Origin of the sequence: Brevundimonas albigilva, assembly GCF_023503965.1 — a bacterium.
GTDB lineage: Bacteria > Pseudomonadota > Alphaproteobacteria > Caulobacterales > Caulobacteraceae > Brevundimonas > Brevundimonas albigilva.
Window position 1 is genome coordinate 2,177,655 of record NZ_CP097298.1, and the last position, 22,003, is coordinate 2,199,657.

At 70.2% G+C, this 22,003-nt stretch carries 24 protein-coding genes and 4 pseudogenes; 10 read left to right on the forward strand and 18 right to left on the reverse strand.

Annotated features, from left to right (window positions below; genetic code table 11):
- Positions 1-18 precede the first annotated feature (18 nt).
- Genes MU852_RS11585 through purL form a run of 3 tightly spaced genes read right to left on the reverse strand, consistent with a single transcriptional unit; the run spans position 19 to position 2,871 of the window.
- Positions 19-333 (reverse strand): type II toxin-antitoxin system RelE/ParE family toxin, encoded by a 315-nt coding sequence (locus MU852_RS11585; RefSeq protein ID WP_249749702.1) that lies wholly within the window; start codon positions 331-333, stop codon positions 19-21.
- Between the two features lie 3 nt (positions 334-336).
- A complete protein-coding gene (locus MU852_RS11590; protein WP_249749703.1) occupies positions 337-594 on the reverse strand; it encodes a ribbon-helix-helix domain-containing protein in 258 nt (85 codons plus the stop codon).
- Between the two features lie 48 nt (positions 595-642).
- Positions 643-2,871 (reverse strand): phosphoribosylformylglycinamidine synthase subunit PurL, encoded by a 2,229-nt coding sequence (gene purL, locus MU852_RS11595; protein ID WP_249749704.1) that lies wholly within the window; start codon positions 2,869-2,871, stop codon positions 643-645.
- Positions 2,872-2,974: 103 nt separating this feature from the next.
- On the opposite strand from purL, the gene MU852_RS11600 reads away from it, so the two are divergent.
- Together MU852_RS11600 and MU852_RS11605 are read left to right on the forward strand one after the other, a co-directional pair.
- Entirely contained in the window at positions 2,975-3,202 is a 228-nt protein-coding gene (locus tag MU852_RS11600) for a hypothetical protein (protein WP_249749705.1), read from the forward strand.
- The gene (locus MU852_RS11605) at positions 3,199-3,435 is read left to right on the forward strand and encodes a Tat pathway signal protein (protein WP_249749706.1); all 237 of its coding nucleotides are present in this window, start codon (positions 3,199-3,201) and stop codon (positions 3,433-3,435) included. The genes MU852_RS11600 and MU852_RS11605 overlap by 4 nt, the downstream gene beginning before the upstream one ends.
- On the opposite strand, the gene MU852_RS11610 is transcribed toward MU852_RS11605, so the two are convergent.
- Complete coding sequence (locus MU852_RS11610) at positions 3,432-4,229, reverse strand: hypothetical protein (RefSeq protein WP_249749707.1); 798 nt, start codon at positions 4,227-4,229, stop codon at positions 3,432-3,434. The two genes, MU852_RS11605 and MU852_RS11610, sit on opposite strands and share 4 nt — an antisense overlap.
- A 144-nt stretch (positions 4,230-4,373) precedes the next feature.
- Here MU852_RS11610 and MU852_RS11615 point away from each other — a divergent pair, with 144 nt between their 5' ends.
- Entirely contained in the window at positions 4,374-4,775 is a 402-nt protein-coding gene (locus tag MU852_RS11615) for a hypothetical protein (RefSeq protein ID WP_249749708.1), read from the forward strand.
- 54 nt (positions 4,776-4,829) lie between these two features.
- Complete coding sequence (locus MU852_RS11620) at positions 4,830-5,066, forward strand: hypothetical protein (RefSeq protein WP_249749709.1); 237 nt, start codon at positions 4,830-4,832, stop codon at positions 5,064-5,066.
- On the opposite strand, the gene MU852_RS11625 is transcribed toward MU852_RS11620, so the two are convergent.
- From MU852_RS11625 to purC, 9 genes and pseudogenes are all read right to left on the reverse strand, one after another.
- Positions 5,063-5,470, reverse strand: coding sequence for a hypothetical protein (locus tag MU852_RS11625; protein ID WP_249749710.1), 408 nt, complete (start codon positions 5,468-5,470; stop codon positions 5,063-5,065). The genes MU852_RS11620 and MU852_RS11625 overlap by 4 nt on opposite strands.
- On the reverse strand, positions 5,428-5,793 hold the full coding sequence (locus MU852_RS11630) for a hypothetical protein (RefSeq protein WP_249749711.1): 366 nt from the start codon (positions 5,791-5,793) through the stop codon (positions 5,428-5,430). Before MU852_RS11630 ends, MU852_RS11625 begins: the two co-directional genes overlap by 43 nt.
- Positions 5,794-5,910: 117 nt before the next feature.
- Complete coding sequence (gene purQ / locus MU852_RS11635; protein ID WP_249749712.1) at positions 5,911-6,573, reverse strand: phosphoribosylformylglycinamidine synthase subunit PurQ; 663 nt, start codon at positions 6,571-6,573, stop codon at positions 5,911-5,913.
- A 33-nt stretch (positions 6,574-6,606) separates the two neighbouring features.
- Positions 6,607-7,824 carry an MFS transporter gene (locus MU852_RS11640; RefSeq protein WP_249749713.1) on the reverse strand — a complete coding sequence of 406 codons (1,218 nt, stop codon included), beginning with the start codon at positions 7,822-7,824 and terminating at the stop codon, positions 6,607-6,609.
- Positions 7,825-7,978: 154 nt separating this feature from the next.
- Positions 7,979-8,377 (reverse strand): annotated as a pseudogene (locus tag MU852_RS11645) (YbhB/YbcL family Raf kinase inhibitor-like protein); the annotation flags it as partial.
- Positions 8,378-8,555: 178 nt separating this feature from the next.
- Entirely contained in the window at positions 8,556-8,963 is a 408-nt protein-coding gene (locus MU852_RS11650) for a type II toxin-antitoxin system VapC family toxin (protein ID WP_249749714.1), read from the reverse strand.
- Complete coding sequence (locus MU852_RS11655) at positions 8,960-9,220, reverse strand: AbrB/MazE/SpoVT family DNA-binding domain-containing protein (RefSeq protein ID WP_249749715.1); 261 nt, start codon at positions 9,218-9,220, stop codon at positions 8,960-8,962. Before MU852_RS11655 ends, MU852_RS11650 begins: the two co-directional genes overlap by 4 nt.
- A 45-nt stretch (positions 9,221-9,265) precedes the next feature.
- Positions 9,266-9,517 (reverse strand): phosphoribosylformylglycinamidine synthase subunit PurS, encoded by a 252-nt coding sequence (gene purS / locus MU852_RS11660; protein ID WP_249751942.1) that lies wholly within the window; start codon positions 9,515-9,517, stop codon positions 9,266-9,268.
- 9 nt (positions 9,518-9,526) lie between these two features.
- A pseudogene (gene purC, locus MU852_RS11665) lies at positions 9,527-10,270 on the reverse strand (phosphoribosylaminoimidazolesuccinocarboxamide synthase); the annotation flags it as partial.
- Between the two features lie 275 nt (positions 10,271-10,545).
- Between purC and MU852_RS11670 the strand changes: the two are divergent.
- Positions 10,546-10,869 (forward strand): DUF1476 domain-containing protein, encoded by a 324-nt coding sequence (locus MU852_RS11670; protein ID WP_249749716.1) that lies wholly within the window; start codon positions 10,546-10,548, stop codon positions 10,867-10,869.
- Between the two features lie 182 nt (positions 10,870-11,051).
- On the opposite strand, the gene purU is transcribed toward MU852_RS11670, so the two are convergent.
- The 3 genes and pseudogenes from purU to purB all read right to left on the reverse strand — a co-directional run.
- Positions 11,052-11,906: a formyltetrahydrofolate deformylase gene (gene purU, locus MU852_RS11675; RefSeq protein WP_249751943.1), complete on the reverse strand. Its 855-nt coding sequence runs from the start codon at positions 11,904-11,906 to the stop codon at positions 11,052-11,054.
- Positions 11,903-12,418 (reverse strand): DNA-deoxyinosine glycosylase, encoded by a 516-nt coding sequence (locus MU852_RS11680; protein WP_249751944.1) that lies wholly within the window; start codon positions 12,416-12,418, stop codon positions 11,903-11,905. Before MU852_RS11680 ends, purU begins: the two co-directional genes overlap by 4 nt.
- A 10-nt stretch (positions 12,419-12,428) precedes the next feature.
- Positions 12,429-13,714: pseudogene (purB, locus tag MU852_RS11685) on the reverse strand (adenylosuccinate lyase); the annotation flags it as partial.
- 63 nt (positions 13,715-13,777) lie between these two features.
- Between purB and MU852_RS11690 the strand changes: the two are divergent.
- Both MU852_RS11690 and MU852_RS17465 read left to right on the forward strand, forming a co-directional pair.
- Positions 13,778-14,422: a glutathione S-transferase gene (locus MU852_RS11690; RefSeq protein ID WP_249749717.1), complete on the forward strand. Its 645-nt coding sequence runs from the start codon at positions 13,778-13,780 to the stop codon at positions 14,420-14,422.
- An 86-nt stretch (positions 14,423-14,508) separates the two neighbouring features.
- Complete coding sequence (locus tag MU852_RS17465; protein WP_283843608.1) at positions 14,509-14,637, forward strand: hypothetical protein; 129 nt, start codon at positions 14,509-14,511, stop codon at positions 14,635-14,637.
- A 7-nt stretch (positions 14,638-14,644) separates the two neighbouring features.
- Here the strand turns inward: MU852_RS17465 and MU852_RS11695 are convergent, their stop codons facing one another.
- Both MU852_RS11695 and MU852_RS11700 read right to left on the reverse strand, forming a co-directional pair.
- Positions 14,645-16,201 carry a lytic transglycosylase domain-containing protein gene (locus MU852_RS11695; protein WP_249749718.1) on the reverse strand — a complete coding sequence of 519 codons (1,557 nt, stop codon included), beginning with the start codon at positions 16,199-16,201 and terminating at the stop codon, positions 14,645-14,647.
- A gap of 223 nt (positions 16,202-16,424) precedes the next feature.
- Positions 16,425-17,226: pseudogene (locus MU852_RS11700) on the reverse strand (uracil-DNA glycosylase).
- Between the two features lie 196 nt (positions 17,227-17,422).
- Between MU852_RS11700 and MU852_RS11705 the strand changes: the two are divergent.
- The 3 genes from MU852_RS11705 (at position 17,423) to MU852_RS11720 (ending at position 22,002) form a co-directional block, all read left to right on the forward strand.
- The gene (locus tag MU852_RS11705) at positions 17,423-19,078 is read left to right on the forward strand and encodes an electron transfer flavoprotein-ubiquinone oxidoreductase (protein WP_249751945.1); all 1,656 of its coding nucleotides are present in this window, start codon (positions 17,423-17,425) and stop codon (positions 19,076-19,078) included.
- Between the two features lie 66 nt (positions 19,079-19,144).
- Positions 19,145-21,094 (forward strand): tetratricopeptide repeat protein, encoded by a 1,950-nt coding sequence (locus tag MU852_RS17470; RefSeq protein WP_283843609.1) that lies wholly within the window; start codon positions 19,145-19,147, stop codon positions 21,092-21,094.
- Positions 21,095-21,096: 2 nt separating this feature from the next.
- The gene (locus MU852_RS11720; protein ID WP_249749719.1) at positions 21,097-22,002 is read left to right on the forward strand and encodes a 4-(cytidine 5'-diphospho)-2-C-methyl-D-erythritol kinase; all 906 of its coding nucleotides are present in this window, start codon (positions 21,097-21,099) and stop codon (positions 22,000-22,002) included.
- The last annotated feature ends 1 nt before the right edge of the window (position 22,003 follow it).

The following is a 22,003-nucleotide window of genomic DNA, read 5'->3' on the forward strand; positions in this document are numbered from 1 at the left end:
CTGTTCGAAGGCGCCGGTTCAGGCCGACGCGTCGTTCCTGAAACGGTCGATCTGATGCATCCGTTCATGCAGGATGGTCACGATGCCCACAGCCCCGTCCGAAAGTCGGCGCCAGTAGATGTAGTGCCGCTCATGGCGGGTGTAGAAGCCGTCGACGCCGAACTCCGCCGGAACCGCGCGTCCGATCCGATGTCCAGCCGCGATGTCCTCGAACGCGGCGAAGAGGTCGTGGATATAGCGGTCCGCCTGGGCCTCGCCCCAGGCGTCACGGGTGTAGGCGTGAATTTCTCTGAGGCGGCGCTCGGCCGTCGCCGAAACGCGAAAGCCGGCCATCCGCTAGGCGCGCCCACTGCCGGCGATGACGGCTTGCGCGTCCAGGGTACGATAGTCGGCGTCGGGCGCGTCGAACGCGCGGGTCAGTTCGGCCCTGAGGCGTTCGAACCGCTCACGTTCCACCCGTTCGTGGTCACGACGGATCAGGTCGCGCACATATTCGCTGACGTTCTCGTAAGCGCCGTCCTGGCCCACGTTCGCCGAGACGAACTCGCTCAACGGGCCGCTGATGCGGACGTTCAGAGTTTGAGACTTGGACATGAGGCGCCTCCTGTCCTCAATATGAGGATTATCGAGGACGCGGCAAGTTCAGCCCTGCGCTTCGATCCAGCCGGGCATCCAGCCTTCATGCCATTCGCGCAGGTGCGTGACGGGGATGCTGAACAGTTCGCCCTTGTCGCCCCTGGAGGCGAAGGCGTCCCCGCCCGCGCGGCCGACGACCGAGGCGTGGAGGCCCGCCGCCTGAGCCTGGGCGATCAGGGCGTCGGGATCGGACACGGCGACCAGGTAGCGGGCCTGGTCCTCGCCGAACAGGAAGATGTGGGCGTGGGTCGCGCTGGAGGCGTCAAGCGTCACGCCGACGTCCGACGCCAGGACCAGGTCGGCCGCGGCGCCGATCAGGCCGCCGTCGGACAGGTCGTGCACAACGGTCAGGTCGCCGGCCTCGATCAGGCCGCGCACGAAGTCGCCGGTCTTCTTTTCCAGCTTCAGGTCGACGGGCGGCGGGGCGCCGTCCTCGCGGCCCAGGACCTCGCGCAGATAGATGGAGGCGCCCAGTTCGCCGTGCGTCTGGCCGATCAGGACCAGCGCATCGCCTTCGGCCATGGTCGAAAAGCCGGTGACCACGTCGTAGTTGGGCAAGAGGCCCACCGCGCCGACGGTCGGGGTCGGCGGAATGGCGACGCCGTTGGTCTCGTTGTAGAGCGACACATTGCCCGACACGACGGGGAAGGACAGTTCGCGGCAGGCCTCGGCCATGCCGTCGATGGCGCGCACGATCTGGCCCATGATCTCGGGCCGCTGCGGATTGCCGAAGTTCAGATTGTCGGTGATGGCGATGGGGCGGCTGCCCACGGCGGTCAGGTTGCGCCAGGCCTCGGCCACCGCCTGCTTGCCGCCCTCGTAGGGGTCGTTCTGGACGTAGCGCGGGGTGCAGTCCGAGGTGACGGCCAGGCCCTTGTCCGTGCCGTGGACGCGCACCACGCCGGCGTCGGCGCCGGTGGCCGAATCCTGCAGGGTGTCGGCCATGACGTGGCGGTCGTACTGCTCCCAGATCCAGCGCTTGGAGGCCATGTCGGGGCAGGCGACGACCTTCATCACCGCATCGGCCCAGTTCTCGGGCGCGGGGATGTCGGAATGGTTCAGCTTCGGTTGCAGCTCGGGCTGGACCCAGGGACGGTCATAGAGCGGCGCGTCGTCGAACAGCGGCGCCAGCGGCACGTCGCAGACGGTCTCGCCGTGATGCTTCAGCACCAGACGGCCGGTGTCGGTGGTCATGCCGATGACGGCGGCGTCCAGACCCCATTTCTGGAAGATGCGGTGGCCGTCTTCCTCGCGGCCGGGCTTCAGGACGGCCAGCATCCGCTCCTGCGACTCGGACAGCATCATCTCATAGGCGGTCATGCCCTCCTCGCGCTGGGGCACGGCGTCCATGTTCAGTTCGATGCCGACGCCGCCCTTGCCGGCCATCTCCACCGAGGAGGAGGTCAGGCCCGCCGCGCCCATGTCCTGGATCGCGGCGACGGCGCCCGAGGCCATCAGCTCCAGCGTCGCCTCGATCAGCAACTTCTCGGCGAAAGGGTCGCCGACCTGCACGGTCGGGCGCTTCGATTCCGACTCGTCGTCGAACTCGGCCGAGGACATGGTCGCGCCGTGGATGCCGTCGCGGCCGGTCTTCGATCCGAAATAGACCACCGACAGGCCCGCCGAGGGCGCGGCCGAGTAGAAGATGCTGTCGGCCCGGGCCAGGCCCACGCACATGGCGTTGACCAGGATGTTGCCGTTGTAGCCGGCGTGGAAGTTGGTCTCGCCCGCCACGGTCGGCACGCCGACGCAGTTGCCGTAGCCGCCGATGCCCGAGACGACGCCCTTGACCAGACGTTTGGTCTTCTCGTGGCCGACGTCGCCGAAGCGCAGCGCGTTCAGCAGGGCCACCGGCCGCGCGCCCATGGTGAAGACGTCGCGCATGATGCCGCCCACGCCGGTCGCCGCGCCCTGATAGGGCTCGATGAAGCTGGGGTGGTTGTGGCTCTCCATCTTGAAGATGCAGGCGTCGCCGTCGTCGATGTCGATGACGCCCGCGTTCTCGCCCGGCCCGCAGATGACGCGCTCGCCGGTGGTCGGGAACTTGCCCAGGTGGATCTTGGACGACTTGTAGGAGCAGTGCTCGGACCACATGACCGAGAAGACGCCCAGTTCGACCTGGTTGGGCTCGCGCCCCAGCCGGTCCAGGACGACCTGGTATTCGTTCGGGGCCAGGCCGTATTCGGCGGCCAGTTCGGCCATCGATTTTTCGGGGGACTTCTGCGGAGCGCTCATGGGCGGGGCTTCTAGCCGCAGATCGGCCGAATGTCAGCCTCGCGCGTGCAGGGGCGGAACATCCGGCGGGCCGAGCGATTGATTCCGGCGAAAGGAACCCGCCATGACCCAGCCCGAGATCGAACCGAACCCCCTGACGCCTTCTCCTGAGACGCCGCAGCCCGAGCCCAGCGCGCCGGGCGTTCCGGCCGACACCCCGACGGAAATACCTCCGGGAAGCCCCGCCGAGTTCCCCGAAACCAACCCGCCCGGCGGCGGAGCCGAGATCGCGGCCGACGACGCGGGCGCCTCGGCGCTGGCCGAGACGGCTCAGAAGGAGGCCGGCCGATGACCCGCAGCCCCAACGGCGTCGCGCCCACGCCGGCCGACGGCCAGCAGATGGATCGTTCCGACGATCCGGAGATCAGCGCCGCCCTGGACGAGATCGCGCCTGACATGGCGATGGACAGCCGTCGTCAGCATCTGACCGGCTCGGCGACGGGCGTCGGCAGCGTGGGCTTCGAGGAGACGGGCGCCTTCGATGTCGGCGACGGAGAGACGCCGGACGGGTCGGACGAACCCTAAACCGCCCGTTCGACGCCCGGCTTCAGCCGGAAGGCCAACAGGACGCCGCCGACCAGCAACAGCACGGCGCCGGCCAGGGCGGTGAAGGCGACCGCCGGCTTTTCCCCCTGTTCGGCGACGAAGGCGCCCAGCAGGCCCCACGCCGTCGGCAGGGGATAGGCCAGGGTCCGCAGCGCCGCGGCGACCGCCAGCGCCCCCGCCGTCGTCGCGACGATCGCCAGTATGGCCCAGCCGCTGGGCGCCAGCACGTCCGGCAGCGCCTGGAAGGCGGTCAGGGTCGTGATCAGGTTCAGCGGCGCGGCCACCGTCAGCCAGCCGGCCAGCGCCGCCAGCGGCCACAGAACCAGCAGGCGGTCGCGTTCGAACCGGCCCAGACCTCGCGCCAGGGGCGCCACGGCCAGCAGCGGAACCACCAGGGCGATCAGGCTGGCAAAGATCACCGCGACGCTGGCCGCCTTCAGGTTCAGGGCCGCGACCACGATCCACAGTCCGATGCCGAAGAAGGCCACCGCCGACGGCCAGCCCAGGCGGCGGATCATGTCGCTCTCGCCGGTCTGCGGCAGGGCCTGGCGCACGGCGTAGGCCAGGACGCCCAGGTAGATCAGGCCCCAGATCGAAAAGGCGTAGCCGGCGACGCGCAGGGTGGAGTTTCCGTCGGCGGCGAATTCGGCCTGGCTCAGGCCCAGGCCCGCGAGGTTCTGCACCAGCGGGACCACGACGGCGAAAACGGCGGCGGCCAACACCACCAGGCGGCGGGTGCGCTGGGCGGGCGTGGGGCGGATGATCGAGGACATGAGCGGCTCCGGTCCGGCGCGTCGTCACGCCTGGCTTGGCAATACGCGCGGACGGCGCGCTTGGTTCACGTCCTGGCGCTCCGACGGATTCCGGCGAGGCGCGGCCGGTGCTAGGATCGGGTCGATCCTCGGTTCGGAGCCGCCGTGAAACCCTTCTACGCCCGCCTTGCGATGGCGGCCCTGGCGGCCGTAGCGGGTCCGCCCGCCGCCGGCGTCAGCCAGGCCCAGGACGGCCCCGCGCCGGTTGCGCCAAGCCCCGACGCCGCGGCGCTGCAACTGGCCTGGGCGCGCGTGCGCGCCGCCCTGACGCCGGCGCAGCAGGCCCTGGAGGTACGCCGTTTCCTGGAGGTCGTGCGCGCGCGCGGGCCGGGCCGCACGCTGGAGGTGGACATGCGCGATCGGGCCTCGGGCCGCGCCGTCCCGCTGGACGATCCGTCGATCCTGCAACGGCCGCAGGCCTATCAGGCGACCGTGGTGCTAGACGGCCGCTTCTACGAGTTTCAGCCCCTGTCGCGCGCCAGCCTGGAGCCGCTGGTGACGCGCTGACGGAACCGGCGCGGGCCCGACCGGTTGTCCCTGCATCATCACAGGAGACACGCCATGGCCGACGCCCCCAAGGAAACCCCGACCTTCCAGACCGACGAGGTCAAGGCCAACCTGGCCATCGAGGCCGGCCAAGGCGTGGGCGCGCGCGAACTGGCCGCCCAGCGCGATCCCGGCGGCGTCAACACCGCCGACGAGGACGAGGAACTGGAAAACGGCGTCGCGGTCCAGGCCGGCGACAAGGACCAGTTGGACGAGAACGTCAGCGTCCAGGGGCTGGACAACGCGGGCTAGCGCAGCTCGAAATTCACCGAGAAGCTGATCATCCGCCCCGCGAGGTCGGCGCCGCTGGCGGCGGCCTCGTCGGTCAGCGCCACCCTCGCCCTTGGCAACGCCCGCTCCACGGCGCGGCCGAGATTGTAGCCGCGGGGCACCTCGCTCTCGGTCTGGCAGTCGCTCAGCGACCCGTCGTCTTTCGTCAGACAGGTCAGCACCACATAGCCCTGGTTGGGCATTCGGCCCCCCACCGGCGCGGGGAAGCTGGGGCGCGGCGCGGCGCGCCACTGGATGAAGGCGGGCAGGCCGTCCTGGCCGTTGCCGTCCACCTCATCCACCCCCGCCATGCGGGGATCGACCAGGGGGCGGCCGCAGGCGTTCAACGTCTGCTCGATGGCGGTGCTCGACGGCTCGATGTCCATGACGTAGCGGGTGCGCCTGCCCCCTTCTTGTTCCGGGGGACAATGATCTGGAGTTCGCCGCCGGCCGCCAGATCCCGGGCGACCTGGGCCGGAATCCGGCTGAAGGCGACGGATTGACTCGTTCCGACGCTCCAGACGCTGGTCTTGGACTCGCCGCCCTCGCCGACCTGAAACGCCAACTCCCGTTTGACGCCGCGAACCTCGGGCAAACCTTGGACAATGAGGTCGTACACCCCGTCCTGGCACCGCGAGACCAGGTGAAGGCCATTGGTGAAGCTGATCGTGGCGACGACGGTCTTCGCCTCCGGCAGGCGCGTCAGCACCCAGTCGCTGGCGTCATCCTGGCTCCAGGCGGCCGTCGGGGTCGCCATGGCGAGAGCGAGAAGCAGAGGGAGGATCGGGCGTGACATCACCTCATTCACCCCAACGTCAGATTGTCGTCAAGCCGCCGCGTAGATGCTCCGGAACAGGGTCGCGCCGTCGGCGGAGCCCAGTTCGGCCTCGAAGGCGCGGTCGGGGTGGGGCATCATGCCCAGCACGTTGCCGCGCGCGTTCTGGAGGCCCGCGATGTCGTTGACCGAGCCGTTGGGATTGTCGACGTAGCGGAACACGACCTGTCCCTCGCCCTCGATCCGCGCCAGCGTCTCGGCGTCGGCGAAGAAGTTCCCGTCGCCGTTGCCTTGCGTCATGATCACCTCGCGCTGGCCCTGATAGCCGGCGGTGAAGCGGGTCTGGCCGTTGGCGACCGTCAGGCTGACGGGCTTGCAGACATATTTCAGGCCGGCGTTGCGCAGCAGGGCGCCCGGCAGCATCCCCGCCTCGCACAGGATCTGGAAGCCGTTGCAGATGCCCACGACCGCCACGCCGTCGTCGGCGGCCTTCTTCACCGCCTGCATCACCGGCGACTGGGCCGCCATGGCGCCGCAGCGCAGATAGTCGCCGTAGGAAAAGCCGCCGGGAATGACGATCAGGTCGAGACCCGCGGGCAGTTCCGTCTCGGCGTGCCAGACCATCTTGACCGGTTCGCCGGTGGAGCGTTCGACGGCGACCTTGCAGTCGCGATCGCAGTTGGATCCGGGGAAGACGATGACGGCGGCGCTCATGGCGCGGGCCTCTAGCACCGTTTTCGGCGAATGTCAGGCCGTCGCCGCGCGGCGTCCGGTCAGCCAGGCGACGACGAAGATCGCAAAGCCGCCCAGGGACAGGCCGACGCCCACCCAGGCCGTGGAGGTCCAGCCGTATCCCGCCGCGATGGCCATGCCGCCCAGCAACGGGCCGATGGCGTTGGCGGTGTTGAAGGCCGAGTGGTTCAACGCCGCCGCCAGGGTCTGGGCGTCGCCGGCCACGTCCATCAGCCGGGTCTGCAGCACCGAGCCCAGCCCGCCGCCGCCGCCGATCAGCAACACCACCGCCAGCACGGCCCACAGGTTGGACGCGGCGAAGGGATAAAGGGCGAGGGCCGCCGCGCTCCAGAGCAGCAGGCCGCCGGCGGCCTTGAAGCCGACGTGGTCCGCCGCCCAGGCGCCCAGAAGGTTTCCCGCGAACATGCCGACGCCGAACACGGCGAACACCCACGGCATCACCTCCGGCCCCACGCCGGTCACGGCTTGCAGGGTCGAGGCCAGATAGGCGTAGACGGCGAACATCCCGCCGAAACCCACGGCGCCGACGCCCAGCGTCAGCCACACCTGCCCGCGCTTCAGCGCCCCCAGCTCGCGCAGGGGACTGGCGTCCGGGTGGGCCGGATCCCGCGGCGCGAACAGGGCCACCAGCGCCATGGTCACGATCGCCAGGGCCGCGACGATGGCGAAGGTCCAGCGCCAGCCGTGGGCGTGGCTGATGACGTTCACCACGGGGACGCCCAGCACCGTGCCGACCGTCAGGCCCATCAGGATGGTGGAGACCGCGCGGGTGCGGAAATGCAGCGGCACGACCGAGGCCGCGACCAGGGCGGCGACCCCGAAATAGGCCCCATGCGGCAGGCCGCTGAGGAAGCGGAACACCAGCATCCAGCCGTAGGTCGGGGCCAGGGCGCTGAGGCCGTTGCCGATGGCGAACAGCGCCATGAAGACGATCAGCAGCACCCACCGCGGCAGCCGCGCGCCCAGCACGGCCAGGATGGGCGCGCCCACCACCACTCCGGCGGCGTAGGCGCTGATGACGTGGCCGGCGGTGGGGGCGTCGACGCCCAGGCCGGCGGCGAAGTCGGGCAGCACGCTCATGGCCGCGAACTCGGTCACGCCGATGGCGAACCCTCCCATGCCCAGGGCGATCAGGACCAGGGCCACCTGTCCGACCGACAGCGGCTGGGACGTCAGGGCGTCGGAATCGACGACGGCGCCGCTTGCGGCCATGGGAAATCCGTGGGGAGGAGGGGAGGGATGTTGCGCTGCAACATAGGCCCTCGCCCCGCTCGATCAACCGCTTCAGCTGCGGTTTTCGTAGGTCGCCGTCAGCGGAGGCCTTGGCCAGGGTGTGGAAGTGCAGGTTGAAGCCGAACACGGCGCCGGAATCGTCGGCGGTGACGTCCAGCGCCTCCACGTCCACGGCGAAGACGGTGAAGATATAGCGGTGCGGGCCGTGGCCGGGCGGCGGGGCGGCCCCGCCGAAGCCGGGCTGGCCGTAGTCGGTCCGGCCCTGAACCGCCGCCGTCGGCAGGTCGCCGCCGGGAGAGCCGGCGCCGGTCGCCAGTTCGGTCACGTCGGCGGGGATGTTGGCGACCGTCCAGTGCCAGAAGCCGGACCCGGTCGGGGCGTCTGGATCATAGCAGGTGACGGCGTAGCTCTTGGTCCCCTCCGGCGCGCCGGACCAGGCCAGGTGCGGCGAGGTGTTTCCCTTGGCGTGGACCTGCGCATCGGGCAGGACGCCGCCGTCGGTGATGTCCCTTGAGGTCAGGGTGAAGGTCATCGGCGTCTCTCCTTTTCGTGATTCTGAAGCCTAACGAGCGGGGTCGCCGCGACGTTGCGCGGCCATCCGTCACCCGCTGCGCATCGGATACGGTCAAGCCGAGCCCGGAGGGCGCGGCAAGGGCCCGCGCGCCTGCACGGGCGCGCTTTATTTCGAACGCGGTCGCGCCGGGACGGGATCATCCCGGCTTGTGAAGCAGGCGCGCGGCCTGTCCGGCTTCGGCCAGCAGGCGAACCGCCTGGACATCGAAGGACACGAAGGTCTCGCCGCCCAGCCATCGACCCTCATGGGCTATGACGCCATCGGCGAAATCGCCCCCGGCCTCAAGCACCGCCAGGCCGGCCTCCACAGCGGGACGGTCGGTCGCCACGTTGCGCAAATCGACGATCCGGCGGATCGCGCCTGCGATGTCGTCGCGCGACGCCCGATACCCGCGCGCCATCACCCAGGCGAACTCGCACAGGGACAGGACGCTGACGGCGACGACATCGGCCGATTCCAGAACTTCGAGCGCCAGCTGTTGCTGAGCTTCGTCGTCGCCCGTCACCGCCCGCAGCAGGACATTGGTGTCGAGGGCGATCCTCACGTGCGCCCGGCGTCCGCCCCGGCCTCGGCGGTCAGCGCGGCGATCTGCTCGATCGTCAGGCGGGCGCCGTTCGTCCGCCCCTTCATGAAATCGGCGAGTTCCCGCCAGGAGCCCTGAGGCTGATCGGCGCTGAGTTCGGCCCGTCCATCCGGCAACAGGTCGAGCCGCACCTTCTGGCCCGGCTGAACGCCGAGATGCTGCAGCACCTCCTTGCGGAAGGTCACCTGGCCCCGACTGGTCACGGTCAGCGTCGTCATGGCGACAATGTAATGCAAAACTGCATTACGCGCAATCGAGGCGCGTCAGGCCGTCTCGATGCGGTAGCCCTCGATCACCGTGTTGGCGAGCAGCTGTTCGCACATCTTCCTGGCCTCGGCCTGCGGGTCCTCGACGCCGGCCAGGTCGAATTCGATCAGCTTGCCGACGCGGGCGTTGGAGACGCCGGTCCAGCCCAGGCCCTGCAGCGCGCCCTCGACGGCCTTGCCCTGGACGTCCAGCACGCCGGGCTTGAGGAAGACGTGAACCTTCACCTTGCTTGAAGCGGTTGGGGCCATCAGTGCAGCCCCCTGGATGACCGTCGGCATGCCCTTCATGATGCCCAGGCGGCGCGCGACCTCGGTATAGCTTTCGATGACGTTGCCCAGGTCGCGGCGGAAGCGGTCCTTGTCCAGCTTCTCGCCGGTGGCGGCGTCCCACAGGCGGCAGCTGTCGGGGCTGATCTCATCGGCCAGGATCACGCGGCTGAAGTCGTTTTCCCAGATGCGGCCGAACTCGATCTTGAAGTCGACCAGGGTGATGCCGACGGCGCCGAACATGCCCGACAGATAGTCGTTCACCCGCACCGTCATGGCCAGGATGTCGTCCAGCTCCTGGGTCGAGGCCCAGTTGAAGGCCGTGATGTGCTCTTCGGTGACCATCGGGTCGTTGAGCTCGTCCTTCTTGAGGTAGAATTCGATGATCGAGCGGGGGGCGGTGCCCTCCTCGATCCCCAGCCGCTGGCTCATCGAGCCGGCGACGATGTTGCGGCACACCACCTCCAGCGGGATGATCTCGACCTCGCGGATCAGCTGCTCGCGCAGATTCAGCCGCTTGATGAAGTGGTTGGTCACGCCGATGCCGTTCAGGCGCGACATGATGAATTCGCTGATCTGGTTGTTGATGACGCCCTTGCCTTCCAGGGTCGCCTTCTTCTGCGCGTTGAACGCGGTGGCGTCGTCCTTGAAGTACTGGATCAGGGTGCCGGGCTCGGGTCCCTCGTACAGGATCTTGGCCTTGCCCTCGTAGAGCTTCTTGCGCTTGGTGTTCATCTCAGGTCCGCCTGCGCTCGCCAGAAACAAAAATCGCGCGACCCAGAGCGGATGGGAAAACCCGGTCTCGGCGGCGCGTTTCGGAATCGGTCGGGCTGGTAATCTCGGTTCGGCGTCTCCTTAGCCGAAGCGGGCACGCGATACAAATCAAGGCGAGAGCGACGACCGGACATCGCGCCTCACCCTGCGCAAGTCAGGTTGCGTTCAGGCGGAAGGGGGCTATAGACGGGCGCTTGCTCCGGCGGGATCGGGGCGTACGGAGCTTGCTGAGCGAAATGACGACCTTCGACGATCGGGAACAGGCCTTCGAAGCCAAGTTCGCCCTCGATCAGGAGCAGGAATTCCGCGCCACCGCCCGGCGCAACAAGATGCTGGGCCTGTGGGCCGCCGAGAAGATGGGCCTGTCGACCGACAGCGCCGACCAATACGCCGCCGCCGTGGTCCGCGCCGACATGGAGCAGCCGGGCGACGAAGACGTCTTCCGCAAGGTCGCCGGCGACTTCAAGGCCTCGGGCCTGACCGTTTCCGAAGGCGAGCTGCGTTCCAAGATGGACGAGTTCGCCTCGATCGCCCGCGACCAGATCCGCGCCGGCGAATGACCGTTCGGCCCCAGGGCCGACGCTGAATGTCGAAAGGGCCGCACCCGGGGGAAAGTGCGGCCCTTTCTTTTTCCGGGGACGTTGGGGGATGTCTCGCCCGGGGTACTGTGCGTCTCGCGCCCCTGAAGAACACCGCTTCGCGCGATTGGTTCACCGACCAGGGGAAAAATTTTCGGGGCGGCTCAATCCTCGAACACCACCGTCTTGGCGCCATGCAGAAGCACCCGGTCCTCCAGGTGCCGGCGGACCGCGCGGGCCAGGACGCGCCGCTCGATGTCGCGGCCCCGGCGGATCAGGTCCTGGGGCGTGTCGCGGTGGCTGATCCGCTCCACGTCCTGTTCGATGATGGGGCCTTCGTCCAGGTCGGCGGTGACGTAGTGGGCGGTCGCGCCGATGACCTTCACCCCGCGCGCATGGGCCTGGTGATAGGGGCGCGCGCCCTTGAAGCCGGGCAGGAAGGAATGATGGATGTTGATGCAGCGTCCGGCCAGCCGCCCCGCCAGGTCGTCGGACAGCACCTGCATGTAGCGGGCCAGCACCACCAGTTCGGTTCCGGTCGCCTCGATCAGGCGCAGCAGTTCCGCCTCCTGCGCGGCCTTGGCGGCGGCGTCGCCGGAATCCCTCAGCGGCAGGTGATGGAAGGGCAGGTCGCCCAGATCGACATGGCCGATCAGATCGCGCGGGTGGTTGGAGACGATCGCCGTCACTGTCATCGGCAGTTCGTCGATGCGCCACCGATACAGAAGGTCGGCCAGGCAGTGATCGAACTTGGACGTCAGGATCATGACCCGCCGCGGTTCGGGCCCGCGCAGGGTCCAGTCCATCTCGAACCGCTCGGCCAGCGGCGCGAAGGCCTGGCGCACCGCCTCGATCGCGTCGCCGTCGGCCGGCTCGAACACCACGCGCATGAAGAAGGTCCCGCTGACGGCGTCGCCGAACTGCTGGGCGTCGGAGATGTTGGCGTCGCGCTGCATCAGAAAGCCCGAGACCGCGGCGACGATGCCGTGGCGGTCGGGGCAGGACAGGGTCAGGATCATCGGGCCGGCGCGCTGGAGGGAATGAACCGTTCCAGTATGGCCCAGCTTCGCGCCTTTTCCGACAAGGATCTTGCGTGGGCGGGGCTGGACGACGGCAGGTCGACCAGCATCGGCCCGTCCGCCCCGGCCAGGATGCGTCGCCCCAGGCGCGCGGCCAGGCCGCCATTGAAGGCCACGGCCTGGAGGCGTGGCAGGCCGGCGACCAGGCCCCTGAGGTCGGCCGCCTCCGGCGAGCGGATGGCCGCGTCCAGGCTGCCCGATCGTTCGGCCGAGGCGATCACGTCCCACAGGCCCACGCCCCGCGCCCGCAGCCGCATCAGCCGGCCCTCGTAGGGCAGGGCGGCCAGGTCCTCGCCCAACACCCCGCCGATCAGGGGCCAGAAGGCGTTGCGCGGATGGGCGTAATACTGCGCCGCCTTCAGCGAGGCGTCGCCGGGCAGGCTGCCCAGGACCAGCAGGCGGGTGTCCGCATCGACGACGGGATCGAAGCCGATGCGACGCGTATCGGTCACGCCTGACCGACACCCGGTCGAACACCACGTCGACGTTCTTGGTGTGGTAGCCCAGGTCGAACAGGGCTTCCAGGTCGGCGTCGGGCAGGGTGACGCGGGCGTCGGCCTTGAGGAAGTCGATGAAGCGGCCCTCGCCGCGCCAGACCTTCATGGCGTTCTCCTGCACCGCCGCATAGGCGTCCTCGCGGCTGATCCCGGCCTGGGTCAGGGCCAGCATGACGCGCTGGGAGAAGACCAGCCCGCCCAGGCGATCCAGATTCTTCTGCATGTTCTCGGGGTACACGTTCAGCCGCTCGATCACCCCCGCCAGGCGGTGCAGGGCGAAGTCCAGGTGGATGGTGGCGTCCGGGCCGATGCCGCGCTCGACCGACGAATGGCTGATGTCCCGCTCGTGCCACAGGGCGACGTTCTCCATCGCCGGCGTCACGGCCGAGCGGACCAGGCGCGCCAGGCCGGTCAGGTTCTCGGTCAGGATGGGGTTGCGCTTGTGCGGCATGGCCGACGAGCCTTCTGGCCCTTGTCGAAGAACTCCTCGGCTTCCAGCACCTCGGTGCGCTGCAGGTGGCGGATTTCCACGGCCAGTCGCTCGACCGAGGAGGCGACGACGCCAAGCGCGGCGAAATAGGCGGCGTGGCGGTCGCGCGGGATCACCTGGGTCGAGACCGGCTCGACCTGCAGGCCCATCTGGTCGGCGACATATTGTTCGACCGCCGGATCGACGTTGGCGAAGGTGCCGACGGCGCCCGAGATGGCGCAGGTGGCGATCTCCTCCCGGGCCGCGACCAGGCGGCGCTTGGCGCGCTGGAACTCGGCGTGATAGCCGGCCAGCTTCAGGCCGAAGGTCACCGGCTCGGCGTGGATGCCGTGGCTGCGGCCGACGGTGACGGTGTACTTGTGCTCCTTGGCGCGGGTCTCCAGCGCCTTCAGCACCCGGTCGACCCCGTCCAGCAGCAGGTCGGTGGAGCGCGCCAGCTGGACCGCGAAACAGGTGTCCAGCACGTCCGAGGACGTCATCCCCTGGTGCAGGAAGCGGGCCTCGTCGCCGACGATCTCGGACACGTGGGTCAAGAAGGCGATGACGTCGTGCTTGGTGGTGCGCTCGATCTCGTCGATGCGGTCGGCGTCGAAGGTCGCGTCCTTGCCCTTGGCCCAGATGGCGTCGGCCGACTCCTTGGGGATGACCCCCAGTTCGGCCATCTTGGTCGCGGCGTGGGCCTCGATCTCGAACCAGATCTTGTATTTGGTCTCTTGCGACCAGATGGCGACGGCGTCGGGGCGGGAGTAGCGCGTGATCATGGGCGCCCGTAAAGGCTTCGCGGGCCGCCGTGTCAAGGAAGCGCAAGGACAGGAGACGACGTCATGGACCTGATCATCGGTCCCAGAACCTATTCGACCTGGTCGCTGCGCGGCTGGCTGGTGATGAAGGCGACCGGCGCGGCGTTCGCCGTCGTGGACGCCCGCTACGACACGCCCGAGCGGAAGGCGGCGCTGACCGCCCTGTCGCCGTCCGGCTTCGTGCCGGCCCTGCGAGTGGACGGAGAGGTGATCTGGGACACCCTGGCCATCGCCGAATGGGCGGCCGAGCGCTATCCCGAAGCGGGCCTCTGGCCAGCCGATGCGACGGCGCGGGCCCTGGCCCGGTCCGTCACGGCGGAGATGCATTCGGGCTTTCAGGCGCTTCGGACCCTGTGCGGCACGGGACCCGATCATCCGATGGTCGGCGACGCGCGGGCCGAGACGCCGTCCGATCCGGCGCTGGACCGGGACCTGGCGCGCATCGTCGGGCTGGTTCGCCAGATGCGGGGCCGGTTCGGCCAGGGCGGTCCGTGGCTGTTCGGCGCGCGCACCATCGCCGACATCTTCTATACGCCGGTCGCCGCCCGGGTGCGCCATTTCCAGATCGACCTGGACGCGCACGGGGACGACGGGACGGCGCAGACCTATATGGCGGCGCTGCTGGCCCACCCGGACTTCCGGCGCTGGGAAGTCGAGGCCCTGAGTTAACCGCGGGCGAACCATGGCGGCTGACGTCGGGTTAATCGGACGGCGTTATCCAGGGCGTCGGCCGCTTCCGGCCGGAGAAACCCGCCATGACGGCGCCTGCCTCTCGTCCCGCCCTCAAAGCGTCGGCCCGGCCGATGCATCCCGTCATCGCGCACGGCCTTGTGGCGACGGTGGGGGCGATGGCCTGGGCGATGCTGTTGGCCGCCCTGATCTGAGCGGGGTCTATTGGGCGCCCGGAATGAGGGCGGCCTGCGCGATCTGCACCGGCTCCGCGGCGGGCGGCACGTAGTCCAGAGCGACCGGGATCAGCGGCGCGCCCGAAGCCACCGCCTCCAGCGTCTTCAACGGGCCGCCGAACATCCGTTGATAGATCCAGTAGGCGGCCACGACCTTTTCGACGTATTCGCGCGCCTGGGGCACGTCGATGGTCTCGATCAGCAGCAGCGGGTCGGCGTCGCCGCCCAGCTTGCGGATCGCGCCCAGCATGGGGCCGGGGCCGGCGTTGTAGGAGGCCACCGCGCGCAGCAGGTCGCCGTGGAAGGCCGGCAGCTGCAGCATCCGGTTCACATAGGCCTGGCCCAGCCGCATGTTGACGGCCGGCTGCAGCAGCTTGGTCGGATCGCTGACGAAGGTGCGGTCGCCGGTCATCTCGGCGGCGGTGGCCGGCATCACCTGCATCAGCCCATAGGCCCCCGCGCCGGAGCGGGCGTCGGGATTGAAATCCGTTTCCTTGCGCGCCAGGGCGTACACCAGCGCCTTCTCGATGGTGAAGCCGCCCTCGGGCTCCAGCACGGGCGCGGGATAGCGCAGGGCGTCGATGCGGGCGGCCTCGGCGTTGGCGGCGGCGCCGGGGCTCATGATCCGGGCCAGGGCGTTCCACATCCGCGCCGCGTCGGCGGGGGCGGTGCGAACGCCGGCGCGAAGCTCGCTGTCCGCCTCGCCCCGTCGGCCGATCTCGTACAGGGCCACGGTGCGGCGCGCGCGGTCGTCGGTCTGGACGAAGGCGGCCAGGGCCTCGGCGTCGACGCCGGCGTCGGCCACATAGGCGGCGCGCTGGAATCGGGCCTCCTGCGCATAGGGCCGCGGACCCAGGTTCTCGATCACCGGTTCCTCGCCCAACTGGGCCAGGGCGATCTGGCCGTAGAAGGTGGCGGGCCACTGGGCGGCCAGGCGCAGATGTTCGACGATCCGGTCCTGGCGGCCCGACTGGCCGGCGGCGCGGGCGGTCCAGTAGGCGGCGCCGGCGCGGACCCAGGGGTCTTCCGTCGGATCGTTGGCGACGCGGGCGAAGGCGGTGAAGGACTCGCCGAACTGGCCCAGCCGCCATTGCGCCAGGCCGACCGTCCACCAGTCGCCGATCTGCTGGCCGATGGCGACCGCGCCGGTCAGGTCGTCGGCGTTGTAGGCGATGCGCGCGGCCTTGGCGGGGTCCTGGCCCGGCGTTCCGGCCACGGCGGCCACGACGCTGCTCCAGGTGCGGCCCAGGAAGCTGGGCTTCTTCGGCTCGGCCGCGCCGTCCGGACGCCGGCGAAGCGCCAGGTCGTACACCCGATCGGCGCACGGCAGGTCGGCGTAGTCGTCCAGCCAGGCCGACAATTCCTCATAGGTCGCCACATGGTCCGGGTGGAACAGGCGCTCGAATTCGACCTGGCCCAGCAGGACGCGGTCCTTGGCCTGGCGGGCGGACAGGCGCGCCGCTTCCAGGTCGCCGCGTCGCAGGGCGTCGAAGGCGGTGGTGTAGCTGAGGCGGTCCGCCGGGGTCAGCGCGGTCGGGCGCATGGAACCGGACGCGCCGGCGGACGCTCCTCCCTCGTAGGGCGTTTCCGCAAGTGCGGCGTTCGCGCCCCCGGCGAATGCGAGGGCGAGCGTCGACGCGAGGATCGCGCGGCGGATCGAAATCATAAGGCGGCCCCCGTTGGCGTCCTTGGCCCGTCTCGACTCAGGCGATGGATCGTTTGGCGTCGGTCGTCAGCATGGAAACATGCTGCAAACAGTCGTGACCTCAAACCGAGTCCGTTTCAAGGCGGGACGCCAGGGTCAGCATGTCCGCCCACGCCTGTCGCTTGGCCTGGGGCTGGCGAAGCAGGAAGGCCGGATGAAGCGTCGGCAGGGCGGGGGCCTGAACGGCGCCCTCGGCCAGGCGCCATTCCCGCCACTGGCCGCGCATCTTCATGACGCCCTCTTCGGTCTGCAGCACCGACTTGGCGGCGGCCGCGCCCAGCAACAGCACCGCGCGCGGCTTCAGCAGGGCGAAGGCGCGCTCGACGAAGGGGGCGCAGACCGCCTGCTCCTGCGGACTGGGGGTGCGGTTGCCGGGCGGGCGCCAGAAGACGGTGTTGGTGATGAAGACCTTTCCGGTCAGCCCCGCGGCGTCCAGCATCCGGTCCAGCAGCTTGCCCGCCTTGCCCACGAAGGGCTGGCCCAGCCGATCCTCGTCCGCGCCGGGGCCTTCGCCGATCACCAGCACGGCGGCGTTCGGATCGCCCCGGCCGAACACCGACTGGTCGCGCGCCCATGCCGCGCAGGGCGCAGCCCTCGAAGGCCGCCACCGCCGCAGCCAGGTCCTGAAGCGTGCCGGCCCCGGCCGCCAGCCGTCGCGCCTCAGCCACGGCCGCGCCGCCGTCCAGCGCGGTGGGACGCGCCACCACCGAGGCGGTCGCGCGCTGCACCGCCTTGACCGCCGCGGGCGGCGCGACATGGGTGTGGTCGACCGGCGCCTCGCCATAGCAGGCGTCCACCCCCGCATCCCGCCAGAAGGCGAGCAGGCTTTCCATCGCAGCGATGTCGTGGGGTTGCGCGTTCATGTCTCGACCCACCGATAAGCCTTGACCGCCCTCGCGTCACCTTCCGATAAGCGGCATAACCATACGAATAACCGGGATTTCAGGGGAAGACATGGCGGAACAAGCCATCGAAGGCGGCGCCGAGAACGCCCGCCAGGAAGCGATCATCGACAATCTGCCGCCGATCGAGGCGCTGGAGGGCGTCGAGCGCGAGGTGATGGAGTACGACGTCGTCATCGTCGGCGGCGGCCCCGCCGGCCTGTCGGCCGCCATCCGCCTGAAGCAGCGCGCCGAGAAGGACGGCAAGGAGGTCAGCGTCGCCGTGCTGGAAAAGGCGGCCGAGGTCGGCGGTCATATCCTGTCGGGCGCCGTGATCGATCCCAAGGCGCTGAACGAACTGTTCCCGGACTGGAAGGCGCGCGGCGCGCCGCTGGAGACGCCGGTCGCCAAGGACCGGTTCCTGCTGCTGGGCCCGCAGGGGTCGGCGCCCCTGCCCATGCCGCTGATGCCGCCCTTCATGCACAATCACGGCTGCTACATCGCCTCGCTGGGCAATCTCACACGTTGGTTAGGCGAACAGGCCGAGGCGCTGGGCGTCGAGGTCTATCCCGGCATGGCCGCAAGCCACGTGGTCTGGGACGAGCCGACGGGGCGGGTGAAGGGCGTCGTCGCCGGCGTTTTCGGCATCGACCGCGAAGGCAAGCCGACCGGCGACTTCCAGCCGGGCATCGAACTGCACGGCAAGTACGTCTTCATCGCCGAGGGCGTGCGCGGCTCCCTGGCCAAGACCATCATCGCCAGACACAGGCTGCAGGACGGCAAGTCGCCGCAGAAGTACGGCATCGGCCTGAAGGAGCTGTGGCAGGTCCCGGCCGAACAGCACCAGCCGGGCCTGGCCCAGCACACCACCGGCTGGCCGCTGGACGAGCACACCGGCGGCGGCAGCTTCCTGTATCACTTCGGCGACCGCTATGTGGCCGTCGGCTATGTGGTGCACCTGAACTACAAGAATCCGCATCTGTCGCCGTTCGACGAGTTCCAGCGCTTCAAGCACCACCCGGATATCGCCAAGCATCTGGAGGGCGGAACGCGCATCTCCTATGGCGCGCGCGCCATCACCGAGGGCGGCCTGCAGTCCATTCCGAAACTGTCCTTCCCCGGCGGCGCGCTGATCGGCTGTTCCGCCGGTTTCGTGAACGTGCCGCGCATCAAGGGCAGCCACAACGCCATGAAGACCGGCATGCTGGCCGCCGACGCCGCCTATGACGCGGTGCAGGCCGGGCGGTCCGGCGACGAACTGGTCGAGTACCAGACCGCGTTCGAGAAGAGCTGGGTCTATAAGGAGCTGTCGGTCGTTCGCAACGCCAAGCCCCTGCTGTCCAAGTTCGGCACGACGCTGGGCGGGGCGCTGGGCATGTTCGACATGTGGTGCCGCACCCTGCTGGGCGGCTGGTCGCCGATTCCGACGCTGCAACACCACAAGAGCGACGCCGCCTCCACCGAGCCGGCCGCCGGCCACAAGCCGATCGCCTATCCCAGGCCGGACGGGAAGCTGTCGTTCGACAAGCTGTCTTCGGTCTTCATCTCCAACACCAACCACGCCGAGGACCAGCCGGCCCACCTGAAGCTGCTGGATCCGTCCGTGCCGATCCGCGTCAACCTGCCCAAATACGGCGAGCCGGCGCGGCTGTATTGCCCGGCGGGGGTGTACGAGGTCGTCTATGGCGACGAGGCGGCCCGCAAGGACCCGCGCTTCGTCATCAACGCCCAGAACTGCGTCCACTGCAAAACCTGCGACATCAAGGACCCGTCGCAGAACATCGTCTGGACCACGCCAGAGGGCGGGGGCGGCCCGAACTATCCGAACATGTGATCGACAGCGGGCGCGGGGCGTGCGCGCCCCTTGCCCGGCGCCGGAAAAGCGTGAAGGGTCCGGCGCATGACCGCTGCTGATCGTTCGCGCCTGTTCGCCGCCTCCCTGAGCGTGCTCGCCCTCGCCGCCGGGATGGCCGGCGGGGCCGCCCGGGCGCAGACCCTGCCGTCCGGCGAGCCCGTTCGTCGGATCGCGCCGCAGGACCAGCTGCCGCCCGCCGTCATACTGGCGCCCGAGCAGTCCCCCGACGAGGCCGCGCCCGGCCAGACGGAGCCTGGACAGACTGCGCCCGGAGAGGATGCGCCCGACGAGGCGTCGCCGGACGACGAGGAGACGCCGCCGACCGTCACCCTGGCCGAGGAACCGGCCGAGCCGGCCATCCCCGAGGTGTGGGCCCCCGTGCCGACCGACGCCGAGGGCCGCAGCGCCTATGGCCTCTATCTGGCGGGCAAGCTGGCCCTGATGCAGGGCCAGGGCGGGGCGGGCGCCGACTTCCTGGCGCGCGCCCAGGCCCTGACGCCCGAGCAGCCGCGCGTGAAGGCCCAGGCGTTCACCTCGGCGCTGCTGTCCGGAGACCTGGACCAAGCCGCTCGCATCGCCCCCGCGCCGGGCGAGGCGCCGGCCGTGATGGTGGAGGGCGGACGCCTGGTCCGCATCGTCCAGACCTTCGCGCATGGCGACGCCCGCGCCGCCGACGCCGCCCTGGCGCGCGAACCGATCGCCGCGCCTCATGCGCGGGCCGGGCTGATGGTGTCGCCGTGGATCGCGGCGGCGGCCGGGGACTGGGACCGCGCCCTGCAGGCCCCGCCGACGGCGGCCGACCCCCTGACCCTGGCCTTCGCCCGGCTGAACCAGGCCCAGCTGCTGGAGCATCGCCGTCGCTATGACGAGGCCGAGGCCGCGCTGAAGGGGCTGTCCGACACGGCCGTGATCGGCGCCCTGTTCCATCGCCCCTACGGCGAGTTCCTGGAGCGGCGCGGGCGACGCGACGAAGCCCTGGCCGTCTATCGCAAGGCCATCGAAGGGGGCACGGTCGACCTGGCCCTGGTGCGGGCCCTGACGCGCGCCCGCGACGGCGGCCGCGCCCCGGCCATGCCGACCTTCCGCCAGGGCGCCGCCGAGGCCCTGGCCAACGCCGCCGCCCAGGCCTCGGCCGAACGGGGGCACGAGTTCGCCGCCGTCTATCTGCGCCTGTCGCTGAACCTTGACGACACGCCCGCCTCGCAGCTGGCCCTGGGGCAGACGCTGGACCGGGCCGGACTGTCGGCCGCCTCGCGCACCGCCTATTCCCTGGTGGGGACCCAGGACCCGGTGCTCTACGCCACCGCGCGGGCCCAGCTGGCGGCGGGCCTGCAGGAAGAGGGGCGGCCCGAAGACGCCCTGGCCGAGCTGCGCCGCGCGGCCGAAGCGGCGCCGGACGATGCGCGCGTCGCCCTGATGCTGGCCGGCCAGCTGATGACGGCCGAGAAGAACGCCGAGGCGCTGGAAATTCTGAACGGCCCGCTGCTGAACCGCGAGGGGCAGACCGCCCAGGTCCACTTCCTGCGCGGCGCGGCCTACGAGGCGCTGGAGCGCGTGCCCGAGGCCGAGGCCGAGCTGTGGGCCGCCGTCCAGGCCGCGCCCGAGGACGCCGACATGCTGAACTACCTCGGCTATCTGTGGGTGGACCGGGACCTGCGCGTGCAGCAGGGGGCCGAGATGATCCAGCGCGCCCTGGCCCTGGAGCCGGAGAACGGCAACATCCAGGATTCCCTGGGCTGGGCCCAATACCGTCAGGGCGACTATTCGGCCGCGGTGGACTCGCTGGAGCAGGCCATCGACAAGGAGCCGGCCAACGCCGAGATCAACGACCACCTGGGCGACGCCTACTGGCGGGTCGGGCGCCGTCGCGAGGCGGAATGGATGTGGAAGCGCGTCCTGGTGCTGGAACCCGACGACGCGCGCCGCGCCGAGGTCGAGCGCAAGATCGAGCAGGGCCTGGACGACGGGGCGGCGACCGGCGGCGTGTCGCAATAGCCATGCGGCGGACGGCGACGGCCCCGGCCAAGATCAACCTGTTCCTGCACGTCGGCGCGACGGGCGCCGACGGCTATCATCCGCTGGCCAGCCTGGTCGCCTTCGCCGACGTGGGCGACCGCGTCTCGGTCGAGCCGGCCGAGCGCCTGTCGCTGGAAGTGCAGGGGCCGTTCGCGGCGGCCCTGGCGGACGCGGACGACAACCTGATCCTCAGGGCGCTGCGTCGCCTGGGCGAAGCCACGGGGAAAGGGCCGCCCGCGCTGAGGGTCGTTCTGGACAAGCAGCTGCCGATCGCCGCCGGCCTGGGGGGCGGGTCGTCCGACGCCGGCGCGGCGTTGCGCCTGGCCGCCCCGGCCCTGGGCCTGGAGGCCGACCATCCGGCGCTGGAGACCGCGGCGGCGGTCGTGGGAGCCGACGGGCCGATGTGCCTTCACGTCCGCCCGGCCTGGGCCGAGGGGCGCGGCGACCGGCTGACGGTCGAGACGCGCCTGCCGGACCTGCCGATCCTTCTGGTCAATCCCGGCGTCCCCTCGCCGACGGGGGCGGTCTATCGCGCCTATGACGCCGGACCCGTTCGGTCGGCGGATCGCCCCGCCCCTCCCGGCGACTGGAGCCCGCGCGGAGTGGCGGACTGGGTGTCGCGCCAGCGAAACGACCTGGAGGCGCCGGCGCTGTCGCTGGCGCCCGCCATCGGCGAGGCCCTGGCCGAGGTCGCGGCCGGCGAGGGCGTGCTGTTGACGCGGATGTCGGGCTCGGGCGCGACCGTGTTCGGTCTCTACGCCGACGACGCGGCCGCGCGCGCGGCGGCGCAGGCCCTGGCGGCCCGGCGACCGGGTTGGTGGGTGCGCGCCGGTCGTCTGAAGGGCGCTGAAGCAAACGCTCAGCTTTCGGGCGACAATCCGGCGTAAC